The organism is Corynebacterium sp. 239_CJEI (assembly GCF_001055995.1).
In the GTDB taxonomy this organism is placed as follows: domain Bacteria; phylum Actinomycetota; class Actinomycetes; order Mycobacteriales; family Mycobacteriaceae; genus Corynebacterium; species Corynebacterium jeikeium_D.
The window spans coordinates 61,916-82,156 of sequence record NZ_JVOW01000015.1 but is presented as its reverse complement, the minus strand read 5'-3'; the positions used below and the strand labels follow the sequence as shown (position 1 = coordinate 82,156).

Here is a 20,241-nt window from a genome sequence, read left to right as displayed (position 1 = left end):
GGTTTGATGGCACTGTATTTCGTTCGGCGGGTTTGCTTCACTACTTCTCCTGGTCGAAAGTGGTGATGCATTCACCGCCTGAACCTACCGGGCCATTTTTGTCATAAACGCAGTCACTAACTCGCGTTGGCACGCGGTCGCTAGCCATAAACGCAGGCAGTAACTCACGCAGTCACTAACTCGCGTTGGGTCGGTACCGCCAACCTGCGGAAGCCAAAAAGTAGCCCCGAGGGGGATTACCCTCGGGGCTACTGTGATGAGCTGGCTAGCTCGAAAGTCTTAAATCAGACCCTGCAGCTTCGACAGGTCGAACGGAATGGCTGCGACCAGTTCCTGCGGGAGCTCAACCTCGCCGGTCAGTGCACGGAACTCAGCGATGAGTGCCTGAGCGTCGGACAGGCTGTCGACGTTGGACAGGCGGTCAGCGAACTGCTGGACCAGGTCAGTCTTGGAGTCGGAAGCAGCAGCTGCCGGAGCGGCCTGTGCGCGAACAGGAGCGGAGCCCTGGCTCGGGTGCGGACGATCGGTCGGGCCGGAGGAGAGACCCAGGCTTGCGGAGCAAGCCGGCCATGCGCCCCAACCCTGCTGAGCCAGGACCTTCTCAGCAACGTAAATCTGCTGCTCGCGGGAAGCCTGATCAGCGGTCGAAGCGAACTCGTTACCACCGAAAGCGTTCCAGGTGCTTGCGGAGAACTGCAGACCGCCGTAGTAGCCGTTTCCGGTGTTGATGTGCCAGTTGCCGCCGGACTCACACTGTGCCAGGCGGTCCCAGTCGGAGTCCGGAGCTGCAGAAGCGGTCGGTGCGAAGATAGCGGCACCGGCACCGAGGATTGCGCCGGTCAGTGCAACCTTTGCCGAAGTGGAAGCGAAGGTGTTGGTCTTAGCTGCGTGGCGAGCCATATGAAAATTTCCTTTTCGTCGATTTTCTTTGTGGCGCCAGTGGGGCTAATGCAACCCCATCTCACTCTTATGGAAAGTTCTTCACGTTATTGATAACGGGCCGATGTCATCGCACTGGAGTGAGATGAAGGCGATCTATGCGACTTCGTCCGTTAAACGCGTCGATTGCACACCGTAGCGGTTGATAACGAAATAGTCACGCGAATCGCCGGATTCTTAATTTTGAGCGCAGGTGGGAAATATGCATAAAAGTAGGTGAAACTGCAGGTAAGAGACGTGACTGTTATTGGTGTTGTGTAAGTTAAAACTTCAAAATGTGATAAAGCTCACGTTATCGTCTTGTTATTTTTCCGGTTTTGGCGCGCCGCATGCACTGAGAAGGATGGCCATAAGAGATAGCCATAAAGAACCAACGCTGGCAGTTAGTTGCCGTCTCGGTGTGTCAATCCGCGAGCGTGCTCGCTTCACTCAAATCCGTCTTCCCTTTATGTCTCCATCTATGGGTATAATTGAGTTCTTTAGGTAATCGGAGGTGACGTGCACATGCACGCCGCTACCGCTGCCGCCACTTCGCACTAGTAAGCAGTAATAAATAATGTGTTCCCCGTTGGAGTGCGTCCTGTTTTGGTCGCACCTTAATTAAAGGAACACCATTAAGACAGCGCCCGGCCCGGCATATCCTCGCGATCCTGTCTGGCCAGGCTCGCCGCGAGCGAGCCTCTAACTCTGGCCGTTTGTGCGTGCGAGGACGGTGGCAAATGCGGAAGAATTGCATCTCCGATCCGAAGACCCCGAAGGGCAGTCACCGCTGCACAAGGGGGAACGAGGTTGAGTGCCCCCCAGTCACAGGGCACGGGAAGGTTAGGTGGAAAGTGCCCATCGGTAAGGTCAGGTGGTACGACAAGGATCGCGGTTTTGGCTTCGTTTCGAATCCGGACGGTGAAGATGTCTACATCGGCAAGAACGTGCTGCCGAAAGGTGTGGAAGAACTCGTAACTGGTCAGCGCCTGGAGTACGACTACGCTGACGGCCGCCCAGGCCCGCAGGCTCTCCGGATCAAGGTGCTCGACGAGGGACCGCGCGGTGCCCGTCACCGCCGTGGCGGGGCAGGTGGGGGCGCAGGAGCCCGTCGTCAAGCAAAGAAGCACAGCCCCAGCGATCTCAACGGCATGATTTCGGACATGATTTCCATGCTGGAGTCGACGGTGCAGCGTGACCTGCGCGCCGGGCGTTACCCGGAGCGTAAGGACGGCCACCAGATGGCTGAAGTCCTGCGTGCGGTCGCGCGCGAGCTGGACTCGTAAGTCGGTAGAAGATGTGAAAAACGCCCGCTCACGAAGGTGGATAACCTCAGTGAGCGGGCGTTTTGCTGTGCTTTACGACGGTTCGTTGACGATCGACCAAGTAATACCGTAGGTGGTCTCTTCACCCTCGGAGTTCTTTCCGATGAGCGCGGTGGAAACCTCCACGACCCCGAGTGGGGTGCGTTTGCCGGCAACAGCTGCGGAGCCGGCGATGGTCTCGGTCGTGGCTTCGCCCGGATCCTTGCGAGAGGTGGAGTTGACCGCATCGTCGGAGAAGAAACGCTGCAGAGTCCAAGAGTTAGAGCCAACAGTGGAGCCGACGTTAACCTCAGCTGTCTCCTGCTCGCCCAGAGAAATCTTGGCGGCGTTGGCCTCAGTCGTGGTGCAGGCATTCTTCTCAAAGAGGTCGCAGACACGGTAGGGAAGAACCTCTGTGGTTTCGCCGTCCTGAATGACTTCGATGGACAGCGCGTGAGGGTCGTCGATTGCCTGGTTGGTCCACTTATTGACAGCAAGGACAATGCCGGTGACGACAAGACCCACCACGACAATAGCGCCGACAACCATGAACGCCTTACTATTCTGTTGCCAGCGGCGCCTACTCGATCCCATCAACTCTCACTTCCCGACATTCGTAACGGAATTGAAGCTACGTTCAGTCACACTAGCCGTTTTCGGGCCAGATACTGCTATTCACTCACGGTAACACGGTAGGCCGTGGGCCATTTCTTCCCTGTGAGCAGGAACTGGCGGGGGCCATTGGGGGAGGTAGAGGAAGAATCCGGCATTAGAGCAATGCCGTTGAGCACATCAATACTGTTTTGCTCTGCCGGGGAGAGCTGCGTGTACAGGTCGCGGAAGAGTTCGGTGGCATCGACGATGCCTGTGACCTTTCCGTCTTCCGGGTTGATGCGGTAGATGAATGGACTCTGCCAGACGTTGGCCCAAATCTCGCGGTGCGATTGCGGGGAGTTTGGTCCGTCCGCGTTGCTCTGGTTGTTTGAATCGCTCGTGTCCGCTGGTGCTTCGTCCGGCACTTCGTCCGGAGCTGCGTCGCCGTCGACAGTGACGCACTCGAGTTCGTTGAGCCACGTTGTCTCTGTACCTGCTGCAGTGACGGGCAGTTGACGCTGGGAAGAGAGGTCATCGGGGGCGCGGAAAGTGAGGGTGCCACTGCCGTCGGAGGTCACGATGGTGTCCTCGAAGGAGCACGCGCCCCAGCCCTCGGTGTCGAAGGGAACCTCGCGACGCTGCTTGAGAGTAGCCGCGTCGCGTTCAATGGCGCGTCCTTCCTTCCACGTCAGCTGCCACACGGTATCTCCATGACGGGTAATCCCCTCGCCGAAGAGTTCAGGCTGTAAATCTTCCACGTTGGTCGGCTCGGCTGCAGAGTTGTCGAGCCACTGCGGTAATCGGTAAATCTGGGACTCGCCGTAGAGGCCAGTACCCATCAACAAAGAGCCATCGGGTTCGAACTCAAGGCCCTGGACAAAAGGCGCAGCGACATTCTTCTCCGTGGGAAGTGGTGGAGCCAAGACAGGATAGGACTGCTCGATGGCCAGTTTCAGTGTCGGAACGTCACCGAGCCCCGGCACCTTATCGGCACCGACCAGCTCGGAGGGATTAACCGATGCCGAAGTCGACCTTGGGGCGGTGCCGGAGTTCGAGTCCGCACTAGCGCCACTAGAAGGGGCCTCGCCTGAGGGATCGCCACCTGAACCAGTTTCAGCCGCACAGCCGGCCAATAGGGCGGCAGTTGCCACGGAGAGGATGGCAGCTCGGACCGTCGTAAAGCGTGATGAGTGGAAAGGGCGGGCGAGTTTTGCATCGCCCGACGGGAATCTGTCCATAGCTTCACTCTAGGATAGGAAACGTGACTGAAAATCGACGACGTTCCCGAAACAGCCGCCGACGGGGGAAGGTGATGAATCACCAGGCGGTCGACACTGCCCGTACCGCGATTGAAGAGCTCGGGGAGGGGCCTGCCGGCGCGCACACCGGTGTAAGTGTCGTAGGCGAGGGCGTTGCGGTGCATCGTTTTGCGGCTGACCTGCCCGGATACAGGGGCTGGGAGTGGCATGTGGTGGTCGCGTGCGCGCCGGGCACTCAACAGGCGACGGTCAGTGAAGTGGCTCTTGTCCCTGGCGAAACCGCGCTGCAGGCGCCTGAATGGGTGCCCTACGAGGAGCGGCTGCGCCCCGGTGACCTCGGTCCGCGCGATTTGTTGCCGGCTGCAGTGGGAGATGAGCGACTCGACGGCGATGACTTGCAGACCCGCACCTTGTCGGCGCGTGGTGTGGAAGACACCGAGCAGCGTTGGGAAGAGGGCGATACCGGCCCCGAGAGTGACTTTGCTCGGGAAGCATTGCACCGCTGCCGAACCTGCGCCTTTATGGTCCCGCTGACCGGTCCGCTCGGTAAGAACTGGGGCGTGTGCGTTAACGAATGGACATTCGATGCCACGGCCGTAAGCTTTGACCACGGCTGCGGTGCTCACTCAGCTATCCCGGAAGTAACGGGGCAGGGTGCACCGGTGGCGGAACCCTACCAGGATTCCCACCTGTAGCTTTCCACCTAGGCAAACGCGATGACGAAGAAGGTGCAGTTTCGACGCCACTGTGGCCCCAGAGACTGCACCGTTACGGATTTCGGCACAAAAATTCCGCTCTGACACGGATAAACACGTGACACGGATAATAAAGAGACTCTAGAGAGGCATAAAAAATGGACAAAGGTACGTCCACCTCTGCAACATCCTCAGATGAGGCGAAGGACTCCAAGCCTGCACGGAAGGGGAGCCATCTTTCGGCAGTGGACCGCTATTTTCACATCACGGAGCGCGGTTCGACGACCGTGACCGAGATTCGCGGTGGCGTAGTGACCTTCTTCGCGATGGCCTACATCATTCTGCTCAACCCGCTGATCCTTGGCAATATCGAGGATGTCAACGGCAATAGCTTGGGGATACCGCAGGTCGCCGCTGTCACCGCGCTCGCCGCGGGTGTCATGACCATTACTTTTGGTCTCTTTGCCAAGTACCCCTTCGGCATTGCGACGGGCCTGGGCATCAACACCCTGGTTGCCGTGACATTCGTTGCTAACGAGGGGCTGGCCTGGGAAGAAGCGATGGGCCTGGTCGTGCTGGACGGCGTGATTATCGTGCTGCTGGCGCTGACCGGATTCCGCACAGCTGTCTTCCACGCGATTCCGTCCGATATGAAGGCCGCGATGAGTGTGGGTATCGGCCTATTCATTGCCATGATTGGTCTGGTCGACGGTGGCCTGGTTCGCCGTATTCCCGATGCCGCTGACACGACTGTCCCGGTGCAGCTCGGCATCAATGGTCAGATTGCCTCGTGGCCGACCGCCGTGTTCGTCCTCGGGCTGATTATCTGCGGCATCATGGTTGTCCGCAATATTCCAGGTGGCCTGTTCATCGGCATCGTGCTGAATACCATCATTGCGCTCGCAGTCGAGGCCTTGACGGATGCGGGCCCCTCCTTCGCTGATGGCAAGCCAGTGCCGACCGGTTGGAATCTCGCGGTACCGACTCTGCCGGACCGCGTAGGCGGCATGCCGGACTTGTCCCTCGTTGGAGCTGTGGATCTTTTCGGATCCTTTGCCCGCGTCGGTGCCCTCAGCGCCACCATGCTGCTGTTTACCTTGGTCCTGGCGAACTTCTTCGATGCCATGGGCACGATGACTGGTCTGGGCAAGCAGGCCGCACTTGTCGATGAAGACGGTGTGCTGCCGGACATGAAGCGCGCACTGGTTGTCGAAGGCACCGGTGCCATTGTCGGTGGTGCAGTCAGCTCCTCGTCGAACACCGTCTTTGTGGATTCCGCAGCGGGCATCGCCGATGGTGCACGCACTGGCCTTGCCAACATTGTCACCGGCATCCTCTTTCTGGCAGCGATGTTTTTCACCCCGCTCTATGAAATCGTGCCCATCGAGGCTGCCGCGCCAGTGCTGGTCATCGTCGGTGCCATGATGATCGGGCAGATCACCGAGATTGATTTCACCCGTTTCGACATCGCACTGCCGGCATTTTTGACTATTGTCACCATGCCGTTTACCTACTCGATTGCAAATGGTATCGGCATCGGTTTCATCACCTTTGCTGCGATGGCTATCTTCTCGGGTCGTGCCAAGTCCGTACATCCGCTGATGTGGATTGTCTCCGGCCTGTTCATCATCTACTTCGCCGCCGATCCGTTCACCGCTCTGCTGGGCGGCTAAAGAGTTTCCATGAGTACCACCACATTCCTCGAACGCTTTGCGCCCATCGTCGTCGACGATCCCGCCGACAGCCGTCTCGATGACATCCGCAACCTCAACAAGTCCGATTCCCGCCCCGATTTGCCCGGTGGGAAGGGGCTGGTCATCGCCGAAGGCACGCTCATTGTGCCGCGGTTAGTGCGCTCACGCTTTCCGCTCCGCGCAGTCTTTGGTACTCGCCAGAAGCTCGCATCGCTTGCCGACGGACTGACCGCGAGCGAGGCCGCTATTGCGGAAACGGTGCCCTGGTTTGAACTCGACCGCGAGGTTCTGGCCGCAGCGGCCGGATTTGATCTTCACCGCGGCCTTCTGGCCACCGCTGACCGCGCGCCGGAGCTATCGGTGGACCAAGTTCTGAGCGGAGCCACCACCTTGGCCGTGATGGAGGGAGTCGGTGACCACGAGAACATCGGAGCCCTGTTCCGTAACGCGGCGGGCATGGGCGTGGATGGGGTCGTCTTCGGCGCGGCCTGCGCCGATCCGCTGTATCGCCGCAGTGTGCGCGTTTCCATGGGGCATGTGCTGACAGTCCCATTTGCGACTCTGCCCGGTACTACGACCACCTGGCAGCGAAGCCTGGACCAGCTCAAAGAGCAGGGCTTCCGCGTGGTGTCCATGACCCCTGCGGGCACGGTGGACCTGTGGGATGCCATGGACACGGACAAGGTCGCGATTCTCGTTGGCGCTGAGGGACAGGGGCTTACCGAGCACGCGATGGCAGCCACCGATGTGCGTGCTCGCATTCCCATGTCACCGGGAACTGACAGCCTGAATGTGGCTACCTCCGCGGCGATCGCGTTCTACGAGCGACTGCGCGTTCAGTCGCAGCGCGCAGGGCGGTAGAAACTATTTCCCGAACTTGCCTCGCGCCCGCTGCCAGGTGCGGCCAGCGAAGTTCTTGGCCTTAGCCCCAAAGCGACTGAGCTCCTCCAGAAAGTCTCGGTTCGGCTCTGCGTTGTGAACTTCGTAGTCGTCGTAGGCGCGGTCAAACTCTGCGCCAGACTCGGACGAACCCGGCTCACCCATTAGCCCGCGTGGACTACGAGACGTCGAATACGAAGCTCCGGGAGCCGCACGACGGCCATCCACCGCAAAACCACTAACAGGGATATCGGTAGCGGGCGAATGCGGGTCGAATCCGAGCCAGTCGGTGATGACGGCGTCGGCAAGCTCTGCCGGAACGAACGGCAAACCGACCCCCTCGCGTGGACGTGAACCCGTATCTTCGAAAGCGTCGGGCAGCGGGCGGTGCTTGCCCGCCCAGAAACTGCCCTCTGCGGGGCAGGGAAGACCGATGTCTTCCAGTGTGCGGTAGCGAGTAGCGGAGAAAGCGCGCTTGAGCTCACCATCGTGCCAATGCGCAAAGGCACCGAAGCCCGTGGATTTATTCGACACACTCGCGTAGACGTCCGTGGCGGCAATCTCCTGCCGTAGACGAGGCGACAGCTTGGACAGCTGCGAGACATCATCGAGAACCGTCTGCAGTACGGCAACGCCCTCAAAGCCACCGATGTAGTATTCACCGTCACCGGTTTCCGCCGAGCGGTTGAGCGGGAAATCACCAATCGGTGTTACCGGCAGCGTTGAGTCATAGAGAGCTAGGAAACGACGCCCGAAACCGCGGTCGTGCTGAACACCTGTCTCCAGGGTCGCAGCAGGGTCATTGGTGCTGATAAACCAAATCGTGACTATACCGCGGCGAATCGCGGAGAATTCGAAATCAGAAGCGTTGCCACTGGTCATGGAGCTCATTGTCGAGGGAAACTCCTACTTCTTCGGGCCGTTCGGACGTACGCCGAGAAGCACATCCTCCCAAGACGGCATGACAGTCTTCTTCTTGCGCTTCGGCTGCTCCACGTCCGGGTGCTGCAAGAACTCCGCCTCGTCAATATCGTCGTCGGCGGCATCGCTTTGCGACGGAACATCCTGCTCCCCGTGGCCTCGCTGCGGCTCCGCCGAAGACTGCCATGCGGCTGGCATCTCAGAGGTGTCAGCGGTATCGGCAGCTCGATTGGCCTGCGGAGCCAAGTCTCGGTTGCGGCGGGCAAAGTCGGGGTCAATCAGCTCTGCTGCCAGCTCATTGCGAGCAATGGTGAGCGCGGAAAGTCCCTCCGCCTGGTAACTCCACTCGGCCACGTTGGTGGTATGGCCGACATTCCAAGTAACCGTCACAATCCACTGTCCACTCGGGTCGCGGTAGGCGTCCCACGAGGCATCGGCGAGTTCCTGGCCACGGGCGGCAAAAGCGGTGGCGAGAATCTCCCACAGGGACAACTTGGCCGGGCCATCAATGCGACGTGGCTTCGACTGCTTGCCGAGCTCCGCAATACGTGCGCGCTCTGCAAGCACCGGGTAGGCGAAGGACTCAATCTTGCGCGGCTGCATGCCGCTGTACTCAATGAGCTCCTCCACCGTTTGGCCGCTGCGAATGCGATCCTGGATTTCGCGCGGCGACAAAACTACGCGGGGCTCTTCCAGAACTGGCTTCGGTGCCGTTGGAGTCTTCTTCGGTGCCCCGCCTGCCGTAGCGGAGTTGCCGGTCGTCTCGCTGCCTTCCGCCGCGTCGCCGCTTGCGGTGGTGGCTTCCGCTGTGCTGTCACTAGTGGAACTTCCGTCGGTGGAGCCCCTCTCTGCGGTAGCACTCTCCCCAGAGCTACCGCTGGCAGTGGCGGTGGCGGCGCTGGATCCGTCGGCAAGCGATGCGGAATCAGCTACAGCAGGGGAACCAGTGGCATCGGCGAGCTCGAAGTGCTCGACCAGGAAAGTGCGCAGGTTCTCGTCGAGAGGCAGCGTGAAGCGAAGTCCCTCCTGCCGTTCCTGCTCGGTGATATCGGCGGGAACGAGAATCAGTGAATCGGTCACATCGCCGTCCAGAACGGGCTTCAGCTCCCTCATGCGAGAACCTCCTTGTTGGTCGACGTTATAAGTAATGCTCACTAATCATGGTAAACGACAAAACTCCCGCGTCACGGACAAATGGGGCAATGCCCTTGCGCGTGGCGCGGGAGTTATGCGGCTGAGGCCGGTATTTGGCTGTTACTTTGCAGCGTAGCCGTTGTCCAGAACCCAGTCGATAGCGCCAGTCAGACGACGGATGTCCTCCGGGTCGATGGCCGGGAACATACCGATGCGCAGCTGGTTGCGGCCCAGCTTGCGGTAAGGCTCGATGTCGAGGATGCCGTTGGCGCGCAGAACCTTGGCGATCTGTGCGGCGTCGATGTTGTCCTCGAAGTCGATGGTGCCGACGACCAGCGAGCGCTTTGCAGCATCGGTGACGAACGGAGTTGCCTCCGCGCGGTTCTCAGCCCAGTTGTAGAGGTGGGAGGAGGACTCGGTGGTGCGGGCAACCATGCCATCGAGGCCACCGTTGGCGTTCATCCACTTGACCTGATCAGCCAGCATCAGCAAAGTACCGACGGCCGGGGTGTTGTAGGTCTGGTTCTTGCGGGAGTTATCAACGGCAGTCTGCAGGTTCAGGAAAGCCGGGATGAAGCGGTCGGAAGAATTGATCTTCTCAATACGCTCGATGGCAGCCGGGGACATTGCAGCCAACCAGATGCCGCCGTCAGAAGCGAAGCACTTCTGCGGGGAGAAGTAGTAGACGTCAGCCTGGGACATGTCGACCGGGAGGCCGCCGGCACCGGAGGTGGCATCGATAGCCACGAGCTGGCCCTCGGAGCCTGCCGGGCGGGTGACCGGAACCATGGTGCCGGTGGAGGTCTCGTTGTGAGCCCAACCAATAAGGTCAACGCCCTCTTCGCCAGCGACAACCTCAGGTGCGGAACCCGGCTCTGCTTCGATGATCTGCGGAGCGTCGAGCCACGGAGCCATCTTGGAGGCCTTGGCAAACTTGGAGGAGAACTCACCGTAAGTCAGGTGAGCGGACTTCTTCTCGATGAGCCCAAAGGTGGCAGCATCCCAGAAAGCGGTTGCGCCGCCGAGGGACAGGACAATCTCGTAGCCTTCCGGAAGCTGGAAGAGCTCAGCCAGACCCTCGCGAACCTCACCAACAACGTTCTTCACTGCCGGCTGACGGTGGGAGGTACCCATGATAGAGGTACCGCCGTCAACGATTGCCTGAATCTGCGCCGGGCGAACCTTCGACGGGCCGCAGCCAAAGCGGCCGTCGCCGGGCTGGAACTCTTCAGGGAGGACTGGGAATTGATCGCTCATATGAGGCGCAACCTTTCAAAGTGCATTCAAAGTGAAGCTTGATATACAGCCGTTGTCTTCAAACTCTAGCGGTAATCGGGGGTACTTATAGCAAAAGGGTGGGGTTCAATTGCCCCCGCTTCCGTACTTTGCATAACAAAACAGGGTGGATTGGCGTATTTGCAAAGTTTGCGAAGAATTTTTTCCAGTTTTGTTGGCGCTGAAAACTTGGCGGTGTGGAGCCTCGGGCGGGCGGCGAGGGGTGAATTATTGTGGATTTAGTCGATGTGTTTTCGGGCGTCGGCTCGATGGCTTTTGAACTTTTAAAGACATTGGCTGTTGAATGTGCTCCTGGCCTCCTGATTAGTAAATGAGCAGTGACAACGTAATAAACCCGTTTTTCCATTTGCATTTCGGGGTAAAGAGGGGTCAAGATTGGGTAAGCCCAGGCTGCCCGAATGGGGTAGAGGGTGTTGCACTGCTCACACTCTTTGATATTGTGTGTTCTAATCCACTGCAGGTGTCGGCTCTTTATGGTTACGACACGGTCGATGTGAACTAAGCAAACTTTTTTCACTGGGCAAGATGCAATGGAACGCAAATGTCGCGCATAATTGAATCATTGAAAACAATGCGACCCCGAAGGGGTGGCGTGGAGTTGGGAGGCAGCATGCTGTTTTCCGCTGTGCCTGCTTCCCCCGCACTCTGGAGTCGTTAAGAAGAATTTTTCTGTGAAAGGGAAGTTGTGGCTACTAAAGACGGCAAGGCTGTACTCCACTACCCGGGCGGCGAGTTCGAGATGGACATCGTCAAGGCAACCGAGGGTAACGACGGTATCGCACTGGGCAAGATGCTCCAGGAAACTGGACTGACCACCTTCGACCCGGGCTACACCGCCACCGGTTCTACCGAGTCCAAGATCACTTACATCGACGGCGGTAACGGCATCCTGCGCTACCGCGGTTACCCGATTGAGCAGCTGGCTGAGAAGGCTACCTTCAACGAGGTTTCCTACCTGCTGATTCACGGCCACCTTCCGTCTGAGGAAGAGCTTGCGCAGTTCAACCACGACATTCGTCACCACACCCTGCTGGACGAGGACTTCCGTCGCGCATTCAGCATCTTCCCGCGTGGCGCACACCCGATGCAGACCCTGGCTTCCTCGGTCAACATTCTGGCTTCCTACTACCAGGACGAGCTGGATCCGCTGAACGAAGAGCAGCGCAACCTGGCTGCGGTTCGCCTGATGGCTAAGGTCCCGATGCTGGCTGCATACGCTTACCGCGCATCCAAGGGTGAGCCGTACATGTACCCGGACAACAACCTGAACGCTCGCGAGAACTTCCTGCGCATGATGTTCGGTTACCCGACCGCTGACTACGAGGTTGATCCGGTAGTGGTTGACGCTCTGGATAAGCTGCTCATCCTGCACGCTGACCACGAGCAGAACTGCTCCACCTCCACCGTCCGCATGGTCGCTTCCTCCGGCGCTTCCATGTTCGTCTCCATCGCTGCTGGTATCAACGCTCTGTCTGGCCCGCTGCACGGTGGCGCTAACCAGGCTGTTCTGGAGATGCTCGAGGACATCCAGCAGAACCACGGTGGCGACGCAACCGAGTTCATGAACCGCGTGAAGAACAAGGAGCCGGGCGTCCGCCTGATGGGCTTCGGTCACCGCGTCTACAAGTCCTACGACCCGCGTGCAGCTATCGCTAAGAAGACCGCTCACGAGGTGCTCCAGCACCTCGGCGGCGACGAGCTGCTGGATCTGGCTATGAAGCTGGAAGAGATTGCACTGGCTGATGACTACTTCGTCTCCCGCAAGCTCTACCCGAACGTTGACTTCTACACCGGTCTGATTTACCGCGCCATGGGCTTCCCGACGGACTTCTTCACCGTCCTGTTCGCCATCGGCCGCCTCCCGGGCTGGATCGCTCAGTTCAACGAGCAGGTCACTGACCCGGCATCGAAGATCAACCGCCCTCGCCAGATTTACACCGGCGAGACCGAGCGTGACTTCGTTCCGCGCGACCAGCGCTAAGGTTTCTAGCGATTACTGCGTAGGGGGTTCCTCGCAGGTAACTCAGCATAGAAAAGTCCAGCGTTGAAAACGCGAAAAGGCGCGTACTAGCCTTCGAAAGGTTGGTACGCGCCTTTTATTTTTCCTAGAATTCTAAGAAACCCCATTTAAGTTGGGTCCATTTACGTTGGGCTGAATACCAACTGTGAAAAAGCCAACTGTGATAGGAGATTGTCTTGTCCAAGCCAGAACTCACTGCTAAGTCCGGTCCGGCTCCGACGGAACTCGTCATCAACGACCTCACTGTCGGTGACGGCAAGGAGGCCACCCCGGGTGCTCGTGTCGAGGTCCACTACGTGGGTGTTGACTACGAAACCGGTGAAGAGTTCGACTCTTCCTGGAACCGTGGCCAGTCCATCGAGTTCCCGCTGAACGGCCTGATTGCCGGTTGGCAGGAAGGCATTCCGGGCATGAAGGTCGGCGGTCGTCGCGAGCTGATTTGCCCGCCGGAGAAAGCTTACGGCCCGGCTGGTGCAGGACACTTCCTGTCTGGTAAGACCCTGGTCTTCGTCATCGACCTGTTGGACGTTAAGTAAAAGTCCGCATGCTAGCTCTGTTGGTCGGCTGAGCTTCGCTTCGCGGTTCCTGCCCATCCCTCCGTCGGCGGTTTGCAGGATTTCCGGCGAAGAAAGTGACTGCGTTTATGACACTTCAGGCGTGAAAAATTGCCCAAAAGTGTCATAAACCCAGTCACTTTCTTGCTTTTTGAGGTTGGGGTGGGGCTGAAGGCCCAAACCAGGCCCAAACCAGGCCCACACCAGGCCCCAGCCCCCTTACTCGCTCAGCGCGAAGCGACGGTAGTGGTCGAAACGCTGCTCACGGCCAACGCGAGCCGGATTCTTCTCCAGCTCCCAGAGGGCGTGCTCGATAGCACTCAGAGCACGGCGGGGCAGTTCGGCCGGATTCTCAGGTTCGGCCACAATCTCGTCGATGACCCCGGTCTTCAGCATGGCCTCGGCGCCAACGCCCTGCTCCTCCATCATTTCCGGGGCATGCTCGGTGTCTCGGTAGATAATCGCCGAAGCACCCTCCGGCGGCAACGGAGACATCCAGGCATCGTGCATTGCCAGCACGCGGTCAGAGGGCAGCATGGCCAGCGCACCGCCACCGCAGCCCTGGCCGAGAATGAGTGACACGGTCGGAACCTTCAAGTTCACCAGCGTGGTCAAGGTGCGGGCAATCTCGCCGGCCATGGCATTTTCCTCGGCGTCCTTGGTCAACTCAGCGCCTGGGGTGTCAATGACCGTGACCAGCGGAATGTTCAGGCTTTCCGCGATGCGCATCGCACGGCGGGCAAAACGCAGTGAGCCCGGCCCCATTGGATGCGTGCCCAGCGGCGGCTGGTTATGGCGATCCTGGGCGACCAGAATCACCGGCCGCTCACCAATCCGCGCCAGGCGAGCCCGAACCGACAGCGACTTGTGGCCATCGCCAGTGCCGGAAATCGGCACGGAGCAGTCGACAAGGGCATCGATAATGTCGCCGCCACCTGGACGAGAAGTATCGCGGGTGCGCAGGATAGCTTCCCAGGTATCGCGACCGTCAATGGCTGCTACTGGCGGTGGGGTGGGTTCGCTGGGGTCTCCGTCGGCAAGCACGTCGATGGTGCGGCGGACAGCGCCGCGCAAACCTTCGAGCGGAATGATGCCGTCGATAATGCCCTGCTTGAACAGGTTCTCGGAGGTCTGAACGCCTTCGGGCATGGGTTCGCCGGTAGCCAGCTCGACGACGCGCGGGCCGAGGAAGCCGAGAAGTGCGCCGGGCTCTGCGAAGGTGAAGTGGCCTGCCGACCCCCACGACGCCATGACACCACCGGTGGTGGGATTGCGCAGGTACACCAGGAATGGCAAGTGAGAATACTTGTGGCGCGCCACTGCGGTGGTAATAGAGATCATGAGCGCGAACGCCGCAGTGCCCTCCTGCATGCGAGTGCCACCCGAGGTCGGGGAGAGCAACAGCGGCAGCTGCTCCGCAGTCGCGCGCTCGATGCTGCGGATAATACGACGAGCGGTTGCGGCGCCGATAGAACCGCCGAGGAAGCCGAACTCAGAACAGATGACGGCGACGCGCTTGCCGCCGACGGTGCCTTCGCCGGTGATAACGGCCTCATCGAGACCGGTTTTCTCAGCGGCGCGGGACAGTGTGCCGCGGTAGGCCTCGTCGATGTTGCCGTGCTCGGGCGCGCCGTCCCAGGATGTGAAACTTCCGTGGTCGAGGACGGTATCTATTACTTGTTGGGCGCTGATTCTAGCCATACCTCCACGGTAGTAAACAAGGGGTAAACCGGCTTAGTTGATGGTGGGCGGAAAGGGGTAGCGCTATTGTCGGAAAAAACGTGTCCGCACTACCGAGGAGTCGAACCAATGCCGATTACTGAGCGCCTCACCGAGCTGGCTGAACAGAGGCCAAACGTATGTGTCGTCGGTTCCATCAACGCAGACCTGACCGTCACCGTGAAGCGCCTGCCGCATGGTGGCGAGACTATCGAGGGCAGTCCTCTGCGCATTCTGCCGGGCGGTAAGTCGGCGAATCAGGCGGCGACCGCTGGCAGGCTGGGCGCGGCCGTGGAACTGGTCGGCGCGGTCGGTTCGGATCCCAATGCGCAGTTGCTGCGCGACGCGCTTACCGACGCTCACGTGGACATCTCTGCAGTTGAGACCGTCGACTTTGCCACTGGTACAGCCATGATTGTCGTTGATGATGCGGCGGAGAATTTCATTGTCATCTCCGCTGGCGCCAATGGTGAAGTCGATGCTGAGATGGTGCGCAGTCATGCGGACAAGATTCAGCGGGCTGGGTGCCTCGGTCTGTGTCTGGAGATTTGTGATGAGGCTGTCCTGGCCGCCGCACAGATTGCCCACGATGCGGGTGTGCCGGTGGTGTTCAACCTGTCGCCGATTCGGGCGGTCAGTGAGGATCTGCTCGCGCTGGTCGATGTCCTCATTGTCAACGAGCACGAACTCGCAGCCATCATCGGCTCCGAGCGCGCGGTCGCCGGTTGCGAGCACGGTCAGTGGGATGCGGTTGGGCGCGCGCTTGCCGACGAACACGGGATTTCCACGGCCATTGTCACACTTGGCGGGGAGGGGTCTGCGGTCTTGAGGACGTCGGAAAGCGAGGTGGCAGTCACTCGCATTCCAGCGCTGCCCATCGAGGTCGTGGACACCACGGGCTGCGGTGATGCGTACATGGGTACGGTCCTCACCGCGTTGGCCGCGGGCGATGATGTGGTGACGGCAGCTCGTCTTGCGGCGGTGGTCTCGGCTCATGCGGCGACAGGCGTGGGGGCGCAGACCTCCTATGGCGAGACAGGAAAAATCGCGCAGTTTGCGGCGGACCATGGTCTATAAGGTGCGCTGAGCAAACTACGCGATTGACGATTATTCGGTTTTAGGTGACCGTGGCCGAAGGAGTCACGCTCTTTTGGGCAGGGCTGGGGCTAGCTCTTGGCTGTCAGAGCCTTCTTCCAGCTGACCGCGGCACCGGTGCGCAGGACATTGCGCGGGTAGATCCAGGCGGCGAGTGCGATGACTGCGGCTACTCCCACAACCATGATTAGCAGCGAAGCCGCCAACTGGAGTGCGGAGAAGTTGCCAACGGCGTACTGCATCGGGGCAGTGGTGATGGAAACCGGTGGAATCCACGCTGCAATCTGCATGACGGTAGAGTCCAGCTTGCTCCAGCCAAACAGCGGAACATACATCGTGATCAGCGAGAACACCAGTACCGGCATCTGTGCGCCCTGGAAATCTTCCATACGGCTGACCAAGGATGCGGAGGCTGCATACAGCGCGGCGAAGAAGAAGTAACCGAGGATGAAGCACGGGACCAGCAGCCAGACTGCGGACCACGGCACATCGAAGCTCTCCGCCAATCCGGTAATCATGAGGGCAACTGCGGCGCTGGCGGTCAGCACGCTCATCATGATGATGCCAGCCAGACCGGCGCCGAGGATCTTGCCAGCCAGCAGGTGCGCCGGGCGAACGGTCGAGAGAATGATCTCGATGACGCGGGAGGACTTCTCCTCGATGACGCTGGTGGCCACCGCGCCGCCGAAGACGAGGATGGCGGTCATCATGACCATCACACCAATCAGTGTGATGACCACTGCGGGCATCTTCTCGTCTTTGGCTTCATCCAGCGACTCCACCGACACGGCTGCGCTTTGAGTCTTGGAGAAAAACTCGCTGGGGTTGATTCCGTTTTCGCTGAGCAGCATGGCTTCATTTTGTTTCTGCAGCGATTCCTGCAGCATTGGGGCCAGCCAGGATGGGGCGTCGTCGGCAAGCAGCTTCCACGAGCCCTCCTTGCCTTCTGCGGTGTCGGGGACGAGAGCGGCGTCGGCGTCGCCGTCGGTGACGGCAGCGCGAGCGGCCTTGTCGTCTGCCGCGGACGTAATCTCCAACGGTGAGAGCGATGCTGTGGCAAATGCGCCGGCTGCGGCATCCGCGCCTTCAGCATCCTTTATTTCGGCGGTAGCGTCGGCGAGAGAGTCCGCGAACGGCGCTTCTCCGACGACCGCGATTTTTACGGTGTCATTATCGGACTTGGAGGTCATGTAGTCGGCAACGAAGATACCGCCGACGGCCGCCACTGCCATGATGATGAGCGTGATTAGCGAGCTTTTCTTCAGCAGATGCTCGCGGAGTTCGCGGACGAAAACAGTCTTGACGGCCGTTGAGGCGTTGTAAGTGTTGGTGCTCATTGCTGTACGGCCTCCTGGTAGAGCTCGGTAAGTGGAATTTGCAGAGGTCCAAACGAACGGACCGTTCCCGCTGCCATCGCGCTGTGTAGCAGCTTCTGGTCGGTGTCGGCGGGGGCGTTGGAATCGAGGTGAACGACGGTGGCACCATGGGTATCACGCTCCACGCTTGTCACGCCCTCGACGGAGGTCGCCCAATCCTGGAGCGCACCATCGAGCTTGACGACGAAAGCCCGTGGGCCCCGTGCTCGCAGCTCATCAACAGTGCCTTCCACGAGCATGCGGCCGTCGCGGATGATGCCGACGCGGTCACACATGCGCTCGACAAGGTCGAGCTGGTGGGAAGAGAACACAATCGGGGTGCCGCGGTCGGCGTACTCCTTGAGTACGGAGCTCATCACCTTGACCGCAACTGGGTCGAGACCAGAGAAGGGCTCGTCGAGGACTAGTATTTCTGGGTCGTGGACGAGGGAGGCTGCCAGCTGCACGCGCTGCTGATTGCCGAGCGAGAGCGTGTCGACCTTGTCGTTGGCGCGCTCGGTGAGACCGAGGCGCTCCAACAAGTTGTCGGCGTTGGATTCCGCGCGCTTGGTGGGCACACCGTGTAGGCGAGCAAAGTAAATCAGCTGCTTGCGGACCTCATCCTTTGGGTAGAGGCCGCGTTCTTCTGGCATGTAGCCAATCGTGCGGCGCAGCGAGTCATTCATCGGGGTATCGCCGATGCGTACCTCGCCTTTATCGGTGGCCAGCACGCCCAGGGCAATGCGCATAGTGGTGGTCTTGCCGGCACCGTTAGAGCCGACGAAGCCGTAGATTTCTCCAGGGTGAACTTGGAAGCTCATGCCACGGAGAACCTGCAGGTCTCCGTAGGACTTCTCAAGCCCGTCAATAATGAGGCTGTTCATGGTGATCCTTAGATTGAGGAGTGAAGGGCAGGGGAGGGATATGAGTTTTTGAGCCCGTACTAGTCGTCGCGCAGATTCCAGGCGTAGACGACGGTGGGCAGCGTGGAAATGTAGAGGAAAGCGATAATCCCGAAGATTCCGAAGCTGTACGGAATGTAGTGTCCCCAGGCAGGTTGTTCGTTCAGAACATAAGTGCCCACCAGAACTAGAGCGAGGAAGGCCACCAAGCCGAAGTAGGTGAAGCAGCGATATGTCAGCCCCCGCAGGTTCAGAATCTGTTCCTGCTGGTATTCGTCCAGTAGCGAGGTCGGTGCGCTGTCAACCATGTCGACTGTGATGTTGAGGCTGGTCCAGACGACGACCATGATGAGGGAAATCACTGGCCAGAGCAGAGAAAGCCATCCCGGGAAAATATCGGTCAGGCTACCGAGAAGCGCGATGCCGCTCAGCAGCATCAGCACAAGGCATACCTCGAATGCGATGACCAGCTTCCGCCGCGCCGCCTGGTTGCGCCACTTGGGCAACCAGCTTGACATCTGCTCGACACGCTTTGTGTACTTCGCTTCGCGCCGGGCTTCTAGCTTTTCGAAAAAGTTCGGTGTTGCGTTTTCAGTCCGAATAGCTGGCATCGTTAGCTTTCCTTTCGGTATAGGGCAGAGGACATGGGCTTGAATTCCTCGCGAGAGAACACCGCCTCAACGGGGAGATCGAACACCGCGCAGATGCGAAATGCCAGATCCAAGCTGGGGTAGTGGTCACCTCGCTCCAACGCGCCAATCGTTTGAGGATTGACCTCTACTTGTTTGGCTAGTTCGGCTCGGCTGAGTCCGTGTTCTGCCCGCAGCACTGAAATTCTGTTGAATATCGGTTCTTTGGGTTTAATCTTTGGGGACACACTCCAAAGTGTTGTATAAACACAACGCTGCGTCAACTGTTTACAACAGAATGAAGCGCACTCACCTTTCTAAACCGCAGGTCAGCGGGGTAGAAAAAATCTAAAAAACTTTCAGTCCGTACACTCGGTTGGCATGACCACACTCAATCTGAAGTACGATGCAGCGACAACCGGAATTGCCAACGTGGAAATGGTCGATGGCAACGCCATCCCGATTCTGGGGTTCGGTACCTACAAGCTCGACGATGAGCAGGCGCGCGAATCCGTGCGCTACGCCCTGGAAGTCGGCTACCGCCACATCGACACCGCATCGCTCTATCGCAATGAGCGAGGGGTTGGGCAGGGTATTGCTGATGCGGTCGCTGCGAACGTCGTAAAGCGTGAAGATATCTTCGTGACCACGAAGGTCTGGAACGATGCGCAGGAGACGGCGGCGACGCGCGAATCCGTGCAGGCATCTTTGGAGCGGCTCGGCCTTGACTATGTTGACCTGGTGCTTGTGCACTGGCCGGTGGAGAAGCAGGGGACGTTTGGGCAGTGCTTCGACACGCTGCTAGAGCTCAAGCGCGAGGGGCTGATTCGCTCGGTTGGTGTGGCGAACTTCTACCCAGAGGTCCTCGACCAGCTCTCCGAGGTTCCGGTGGTCAATCAGATTGAGCTGCATCCGCAGTTCCCGCAGGATGAGCAGGTTGTAGATGATCGTCGCCGCGGTATTGTCACGCAGGCTTGGTCGCCGTTGGGGCGCGCGAAGTACTTTGAGGGCTCGCCGATTGCTGAAATCGCAGATCGCCTGGGTAAAACTCCCGCCCAAGTTGCTATCCGCTGGCACCTTCAGCGTGGCATCGTGGCCATCCCGAAGTCGGGCACGCCGTCGCGCATCAAGGAGAACTTTCAGGTCACCGACTTTGAACTCACCGACGAGGACATGGAAACGATTGCGTCGATGGCGCGTGCCGACGGGCGCCTGAGCGGCGACCCGCGGGTATTCGGCAACGAATAAGCGAATTTAGATTTGCTTATAGCCC

Annotated in this window: 19 protein-coding genes; 8 read left to right on the top strand and 11 right to left on the bottom strand. The window is 59.4% G+C overall.

The annotated features are described in order from the left end of the window. Positions 1–279: 279 nt before the first annotated feature. Entirely contained in the window at positions 280–900 is a 621-nt protein-coding gene (locus ADB08_RS04890; protein ID WP_016423316.1) for a transglycosylase family protein, read from the bottom strand. An 872-nt stretch (positions 901–1,772) separates the two neighbouring features. Here ADB08_RS04890 and ADB08_RS04885 point away from each other — a divergent pair. Further along, positions 1,773–2,204, top strand: a complete 432-nt coding sequence (locus ADB08_RS04885; protein WP_005511873.1) for a cold-shock protein — start codon at positions 1,773–1,775, stop codon at positions 2,202–2,204. 72 nt (positions 2,205–2,276) lie between these two features. Here ADB08_RS04885 and ADB08_RS04880 read toward each other — a convergent pair whose 3' ends face one another. After that, positions 2,277–2,771: a DUF2771 family protein gene (locus ADB08_RS04880; protein WP_016423315.1), complete on the bottom strand. Its 495-nt coding sequence runs from the start codon at positions 2,769–2,771 to the stop codon at positions 2,277–2,279. A 122-nt stretch (positions 2,772–2,893) separates the two neighbouring features. Continuing rightward, positions 2,894–4,054 (bottom strand): glutaminyl-peptide cyclotransferase, encoded by a 1,161-nt coding sequence (locus ADB08_RS04875; RefSeq protein WP_049171372.1) that lies wholly within the window; start codon positions 4,052–4,054, stop codon positions 2,894–2,896. A 23-nt stretch (positions 4,055–4,077) separates the two neighbouring features. Here ADB08_RS04875 and ADB08_RS04870 point away from each other — a divergent pair, with 23 nt between their 5' ends. From ADB08_RS04870 to ADB08_RS04860, 3 genes are all read left to right on the top strand, one after another. Next, complete coding sequence (locus ADB08_RS04870; protein ID WP_224433761.1) at positions 4,078–4,770, top strand: DUF3027 domain-containing protein; 693 nt, start codon at positions 4,078–4,080, stop codon at positions 4,768–4,770. A 158-nt stretch (positions 4,771–4,928) separates the two neighbouring features. Further along, positions 4,929–6,443, top strand: coding sequence for an NCS2 family permease (locus tag ADB08_RS04865; RefSeq protein ID WP_016423312.1), 1,515 nt, complete (start codon positions 4,929–4,931; stop codon positions 6,441–6,443). Positions 6,444–6,452: 9 nt separating this feature from the next. Beyond that, positions 6,453–7,325 (top strand): TrmH family RNA methyltransferase, encoded by an 873-nt coding sequence (locus ADB08_RS04860; protein ID WP_016423311.1) that lies wholly within the window; start codon positions 6,453–6,455, stop codon positions 7,323–7,325. Between the two features lie 3 nt (positions 7,326–7,328). Here ADB08_RS04860 and ADB08_RS04855 read toward each other — a convergent pair whose 3' ends face one another. From ADB08_RS04855 to serC, 3 genes are all read right to left on the bottom strand, one after another. Then, on the bottom strand, positions 7,329–8,234 hold the full coding sequence (locus ADB08_RS04855; RefSeq protein ID WP_049171369.1) for a DUF6928 family protein: 906 nt from the start codon (positions 8,232–8,234) through the stop codon (positions 7,329–7,331). Between the two features lie 15 nt (positions 8,235–8,249). Beyond that, entirely contained in the window at positions 8,250–9,377 is a 1,128-nt protein-coding gene (gene sepH, locus ADB08_RS04850; protein ID WP_016423309.1) for a septation protein SepH, read from the bottom strand. A gap of 141 nt (positions 9,378–9,518) precedes the next feature. Continuing rightward, positions 9,519–10,655, bottom strand: a complete 1,137-nt coding sequence (serC, locus tag ADB08_RS04845) for a phosphoserine transaminase (protein ID WP_049171366.1) — start codon at positions 10,653–10,655, stop codon at positions 9,519–9,521. 724 nt (positions 10,656–11,379) lie between these two features. On the opposite strand from serC, the gene ADB08_RS04840 reads away from it, so the two are divergent. Together ADB08_RS04840 and ADB08_RS04835 are read left to right on the top strand one after the other, a co-directional pair. After that, positions 11,380–12,675, top strand: coding sequence for a citrate synthase (locus ADB08_RS04840; RefSeq protein ID WP_016423307.1), 1,296 nt, complete (start codon positions 11,380–11,382; stop codon positions 12,673–12,675). Between the two features lie 215 nt (positions 12,676–12,890). After that, on the top strand, positions 12,891–13,250 hold the full coding sequence (locus tag ADB08_RS04835) for an FKBP-type peptidyl-prolyl cis-trans isomerase (protein WP_005511805.1): 360 nt from the start codon (positions 12,891–12,893) through the stop codon (positions 13,248–13,250). A gap of 237 nt (positions 13,251–13,487) precedes the next feature. Here ADB08_RS04835 and ADB08_RS04830 read toward each other — a convergent pair whose 3' ends face one another. Then, positions 13,488–14,969 (bottom strand): carboxyl transferase domain-containing protein, encoded by a 1,482-nt coding sequence (locus ADB08_RS04830; RefSeq protein WP_049171363.1) that lies wholly within the window; start codon positions 14,967–14,969, stop codon positions 13,488–13,490. A gap of 108 nt (positions 14,970–15,077) precedes the next feature. Here ADB08_RS04830 and ADB08_RS04825 point away from each other — a divergent pair, with 108 nt between their 5' ends. Continuing rightward, positions 15,078–16,064, top strand: a complete 987-nt coding sequence (locus ADB08_RS04825) for a ribokinase (RefSeq protein ID WP_049171360.1) — start codon at positions 15,078–15,080, stop codon at positions 16,062–16,064. An 89-nt stretch (positions 16,065–16,153) separates the two neighbouring features. On the opposite strand, the gene ADB08_RS04820 is transcribed toward ADB08_RS04825, so the two are convergent. Genes ADB08_RS04820 through ADB08_RS04805 form a run of 4 tightly spaced genes read right to left on the bottom strand, consistent with a single transcriptional unit; the run spans position 16,154 to position 19,216 of the window. Then, positions 16,154–17,419, bottom strand: coding sequence for an ABC transporter permease (locus ADB08_RS04820; RefSeq protein WP_016423304.1), 1,266 nt, complete (start codon positions 17,417–17,419; stop codon positions 16,154–16,156). Continuing rightward, the gene (locus ADB08_RS04815; RefSeq protein ID WP_049171356.1) at positions 17,416–18,321 is read right to left on the bottom strand and encodes an ABC transporter ATP-binding protein; all 906 of its coding nucleotides are present in this window, start codon (positions 18,319–18,321) and stop codon (positions 17,416–17,418) included. The genes ADB08_RS04820 and ADB08_RS04815 overlap by 4 nt, the downstream gene beginning before the upstream one ends. Positions 18,322–18,380: 59 nt before the next feature. After that, positions 18,381–18,950, bottom strand: coding sequence for a hypothetical protein (locus tag ADB08_RS04810; RefSeq protein ID WP_049171354.1), 570 nt, complete (start codon positions 18,948–18,950; stop codon positions 18,381–18,383). 2 nt (positions 18,951–18,952) lie between these two features. Further along, on the bottom strand, positions 18,953–19,216 hold the full coding sequence (locus ADB08_RS04805; RefSeq protein ID WP_042388879.1) for a helix-turn-helix transcriptional regulator: 264 nt from the start codon (positions 19,214–19,216) through the stop codon (positions 18,953–18,955). A 133-nt stretch (positions 19,217–19,349) separates the two neighbouring features. On the opposite strand from ADB08_RS04805, the gene ADB08_RS04800 reads away from it, so the two are divergent. Then, positions 19,350–20,216, top strand: coding sequence for an aldo/keto reductase (locus ADB08_RS04800; protein ID WP_049171351.1), 867 nt, complete (start codon positions 19,350–19,352; stop codon positions 20,214–20,216). The last annotated feature ends 25 nt before the right edge of the window (positions 20,217–20,241 follow it).

What these genes read in the sequence shown, in the direction of transcription:
- ADB08_RS04865 (WP_016423312.1), top strand. Translation starts at nt 4,929, where the DNA reads ATGGACAAAGGTACGTCCACCTCTGCAACATCCTCAGATGAGGCGAAG.
- ADB08_RS04875 (WP_049171372.1), bottom strand. Translation starts at nt 4,054, where the DNA reads ATGGACAGATTCCCGTCGGGCGATGCAAAACTCGCCCGCCCTTTCCAC.
- sepH (WP_016423309.1), bottom strand. Translation starts at nt 9,377, where the DNA reads ATGAGGGAGCTGAAGCCCGTTCTGGACGGCGATGTGACCGATTCACTG.
- ADB08_RS04815 (WP_049171356.1), bottom strand. Translation starts at nt 18,321, where the DNA reads ATGAACAGCCTCATTATTGACGGGCTTGAGAAGTCCTACGGAGACCTG.
- ADB08_RS04825 (WP_049171360.1), top strand. Translation starts at nt 15,078, where the DNA reads ATGCCGATTACTGAGCGCCTCACCGAGCTGGCTGAACAGAGGCCAAAC.
- ADB08_RS04855 (WP_049171369.1), bottom strand. Translation starts at nt 8,234, where the DNA reads ATGAGCTCCATGACCAGTGGCAACGCTTCTGATTTCGAATTCTCCGCG.
- ADB08_RS04860 (WP_016423311.1), top strand. Translation starts at nt 6,453, where the DNA reads ATGAGTACCACCACATTCCTCGAACGCTTTGCGCCCATCGTCGTCGAC.
- ADB08_RS04800 (WP_049171351.1), top strand. Translation starts at nt 19,350, where the DNA reads ATGACCACACTCAATCTGAAGTACGATGCAGCGACAACCGGAATTGCC.
- ADB08_RS04810 (WP_049171354.1), bottom strand. Translation starts at nt 18,950, where the DNA reads ATGCCAGCTATTCGGACTGAAAACGCAACACCGAACTTTTTCGAAAAG.
- ADB08_RS04890 (WP_016423316.1), bottom strand. Translation starts at nt 900, where the DNA reads ATGGCTCGCCACGCAGCTAAGACCAACACCTTCGCTTCCACTTCGGCA.
- ADB08_RS04880 (WP_016423315.1), bottom strand. Translation starts at nt 2,771, where the DNA reads ATGGTTGTCGGCGCTATTGTCGTGGTGGGTCTTGTCGTCACCGGCATT.
- serC (WP_049171366.1), bottom strand. Translation starts at nt 10,655, where the DNA reads ATGAGCGATCAATTCCCAGTCCTCCCTGAAGAGTTCCAGCCCGGCGAC.
- ADB08_RS04830 (WP_049171363.1), bottom strand. Translation starts at nt 14,969, where the DNA reads ATGGCTAGAATCAGCGCCCAACAAGTAATAGATACCGTCCTCGACCAC.
- ADB08_RS04820 (WP_016423304.1), bottom strand. Translation starts at nt 17,419, where the DNA reads ATGAGCACCAACACTTACAACGCCTCAACGGCCGTCAAGACTGTTTTC.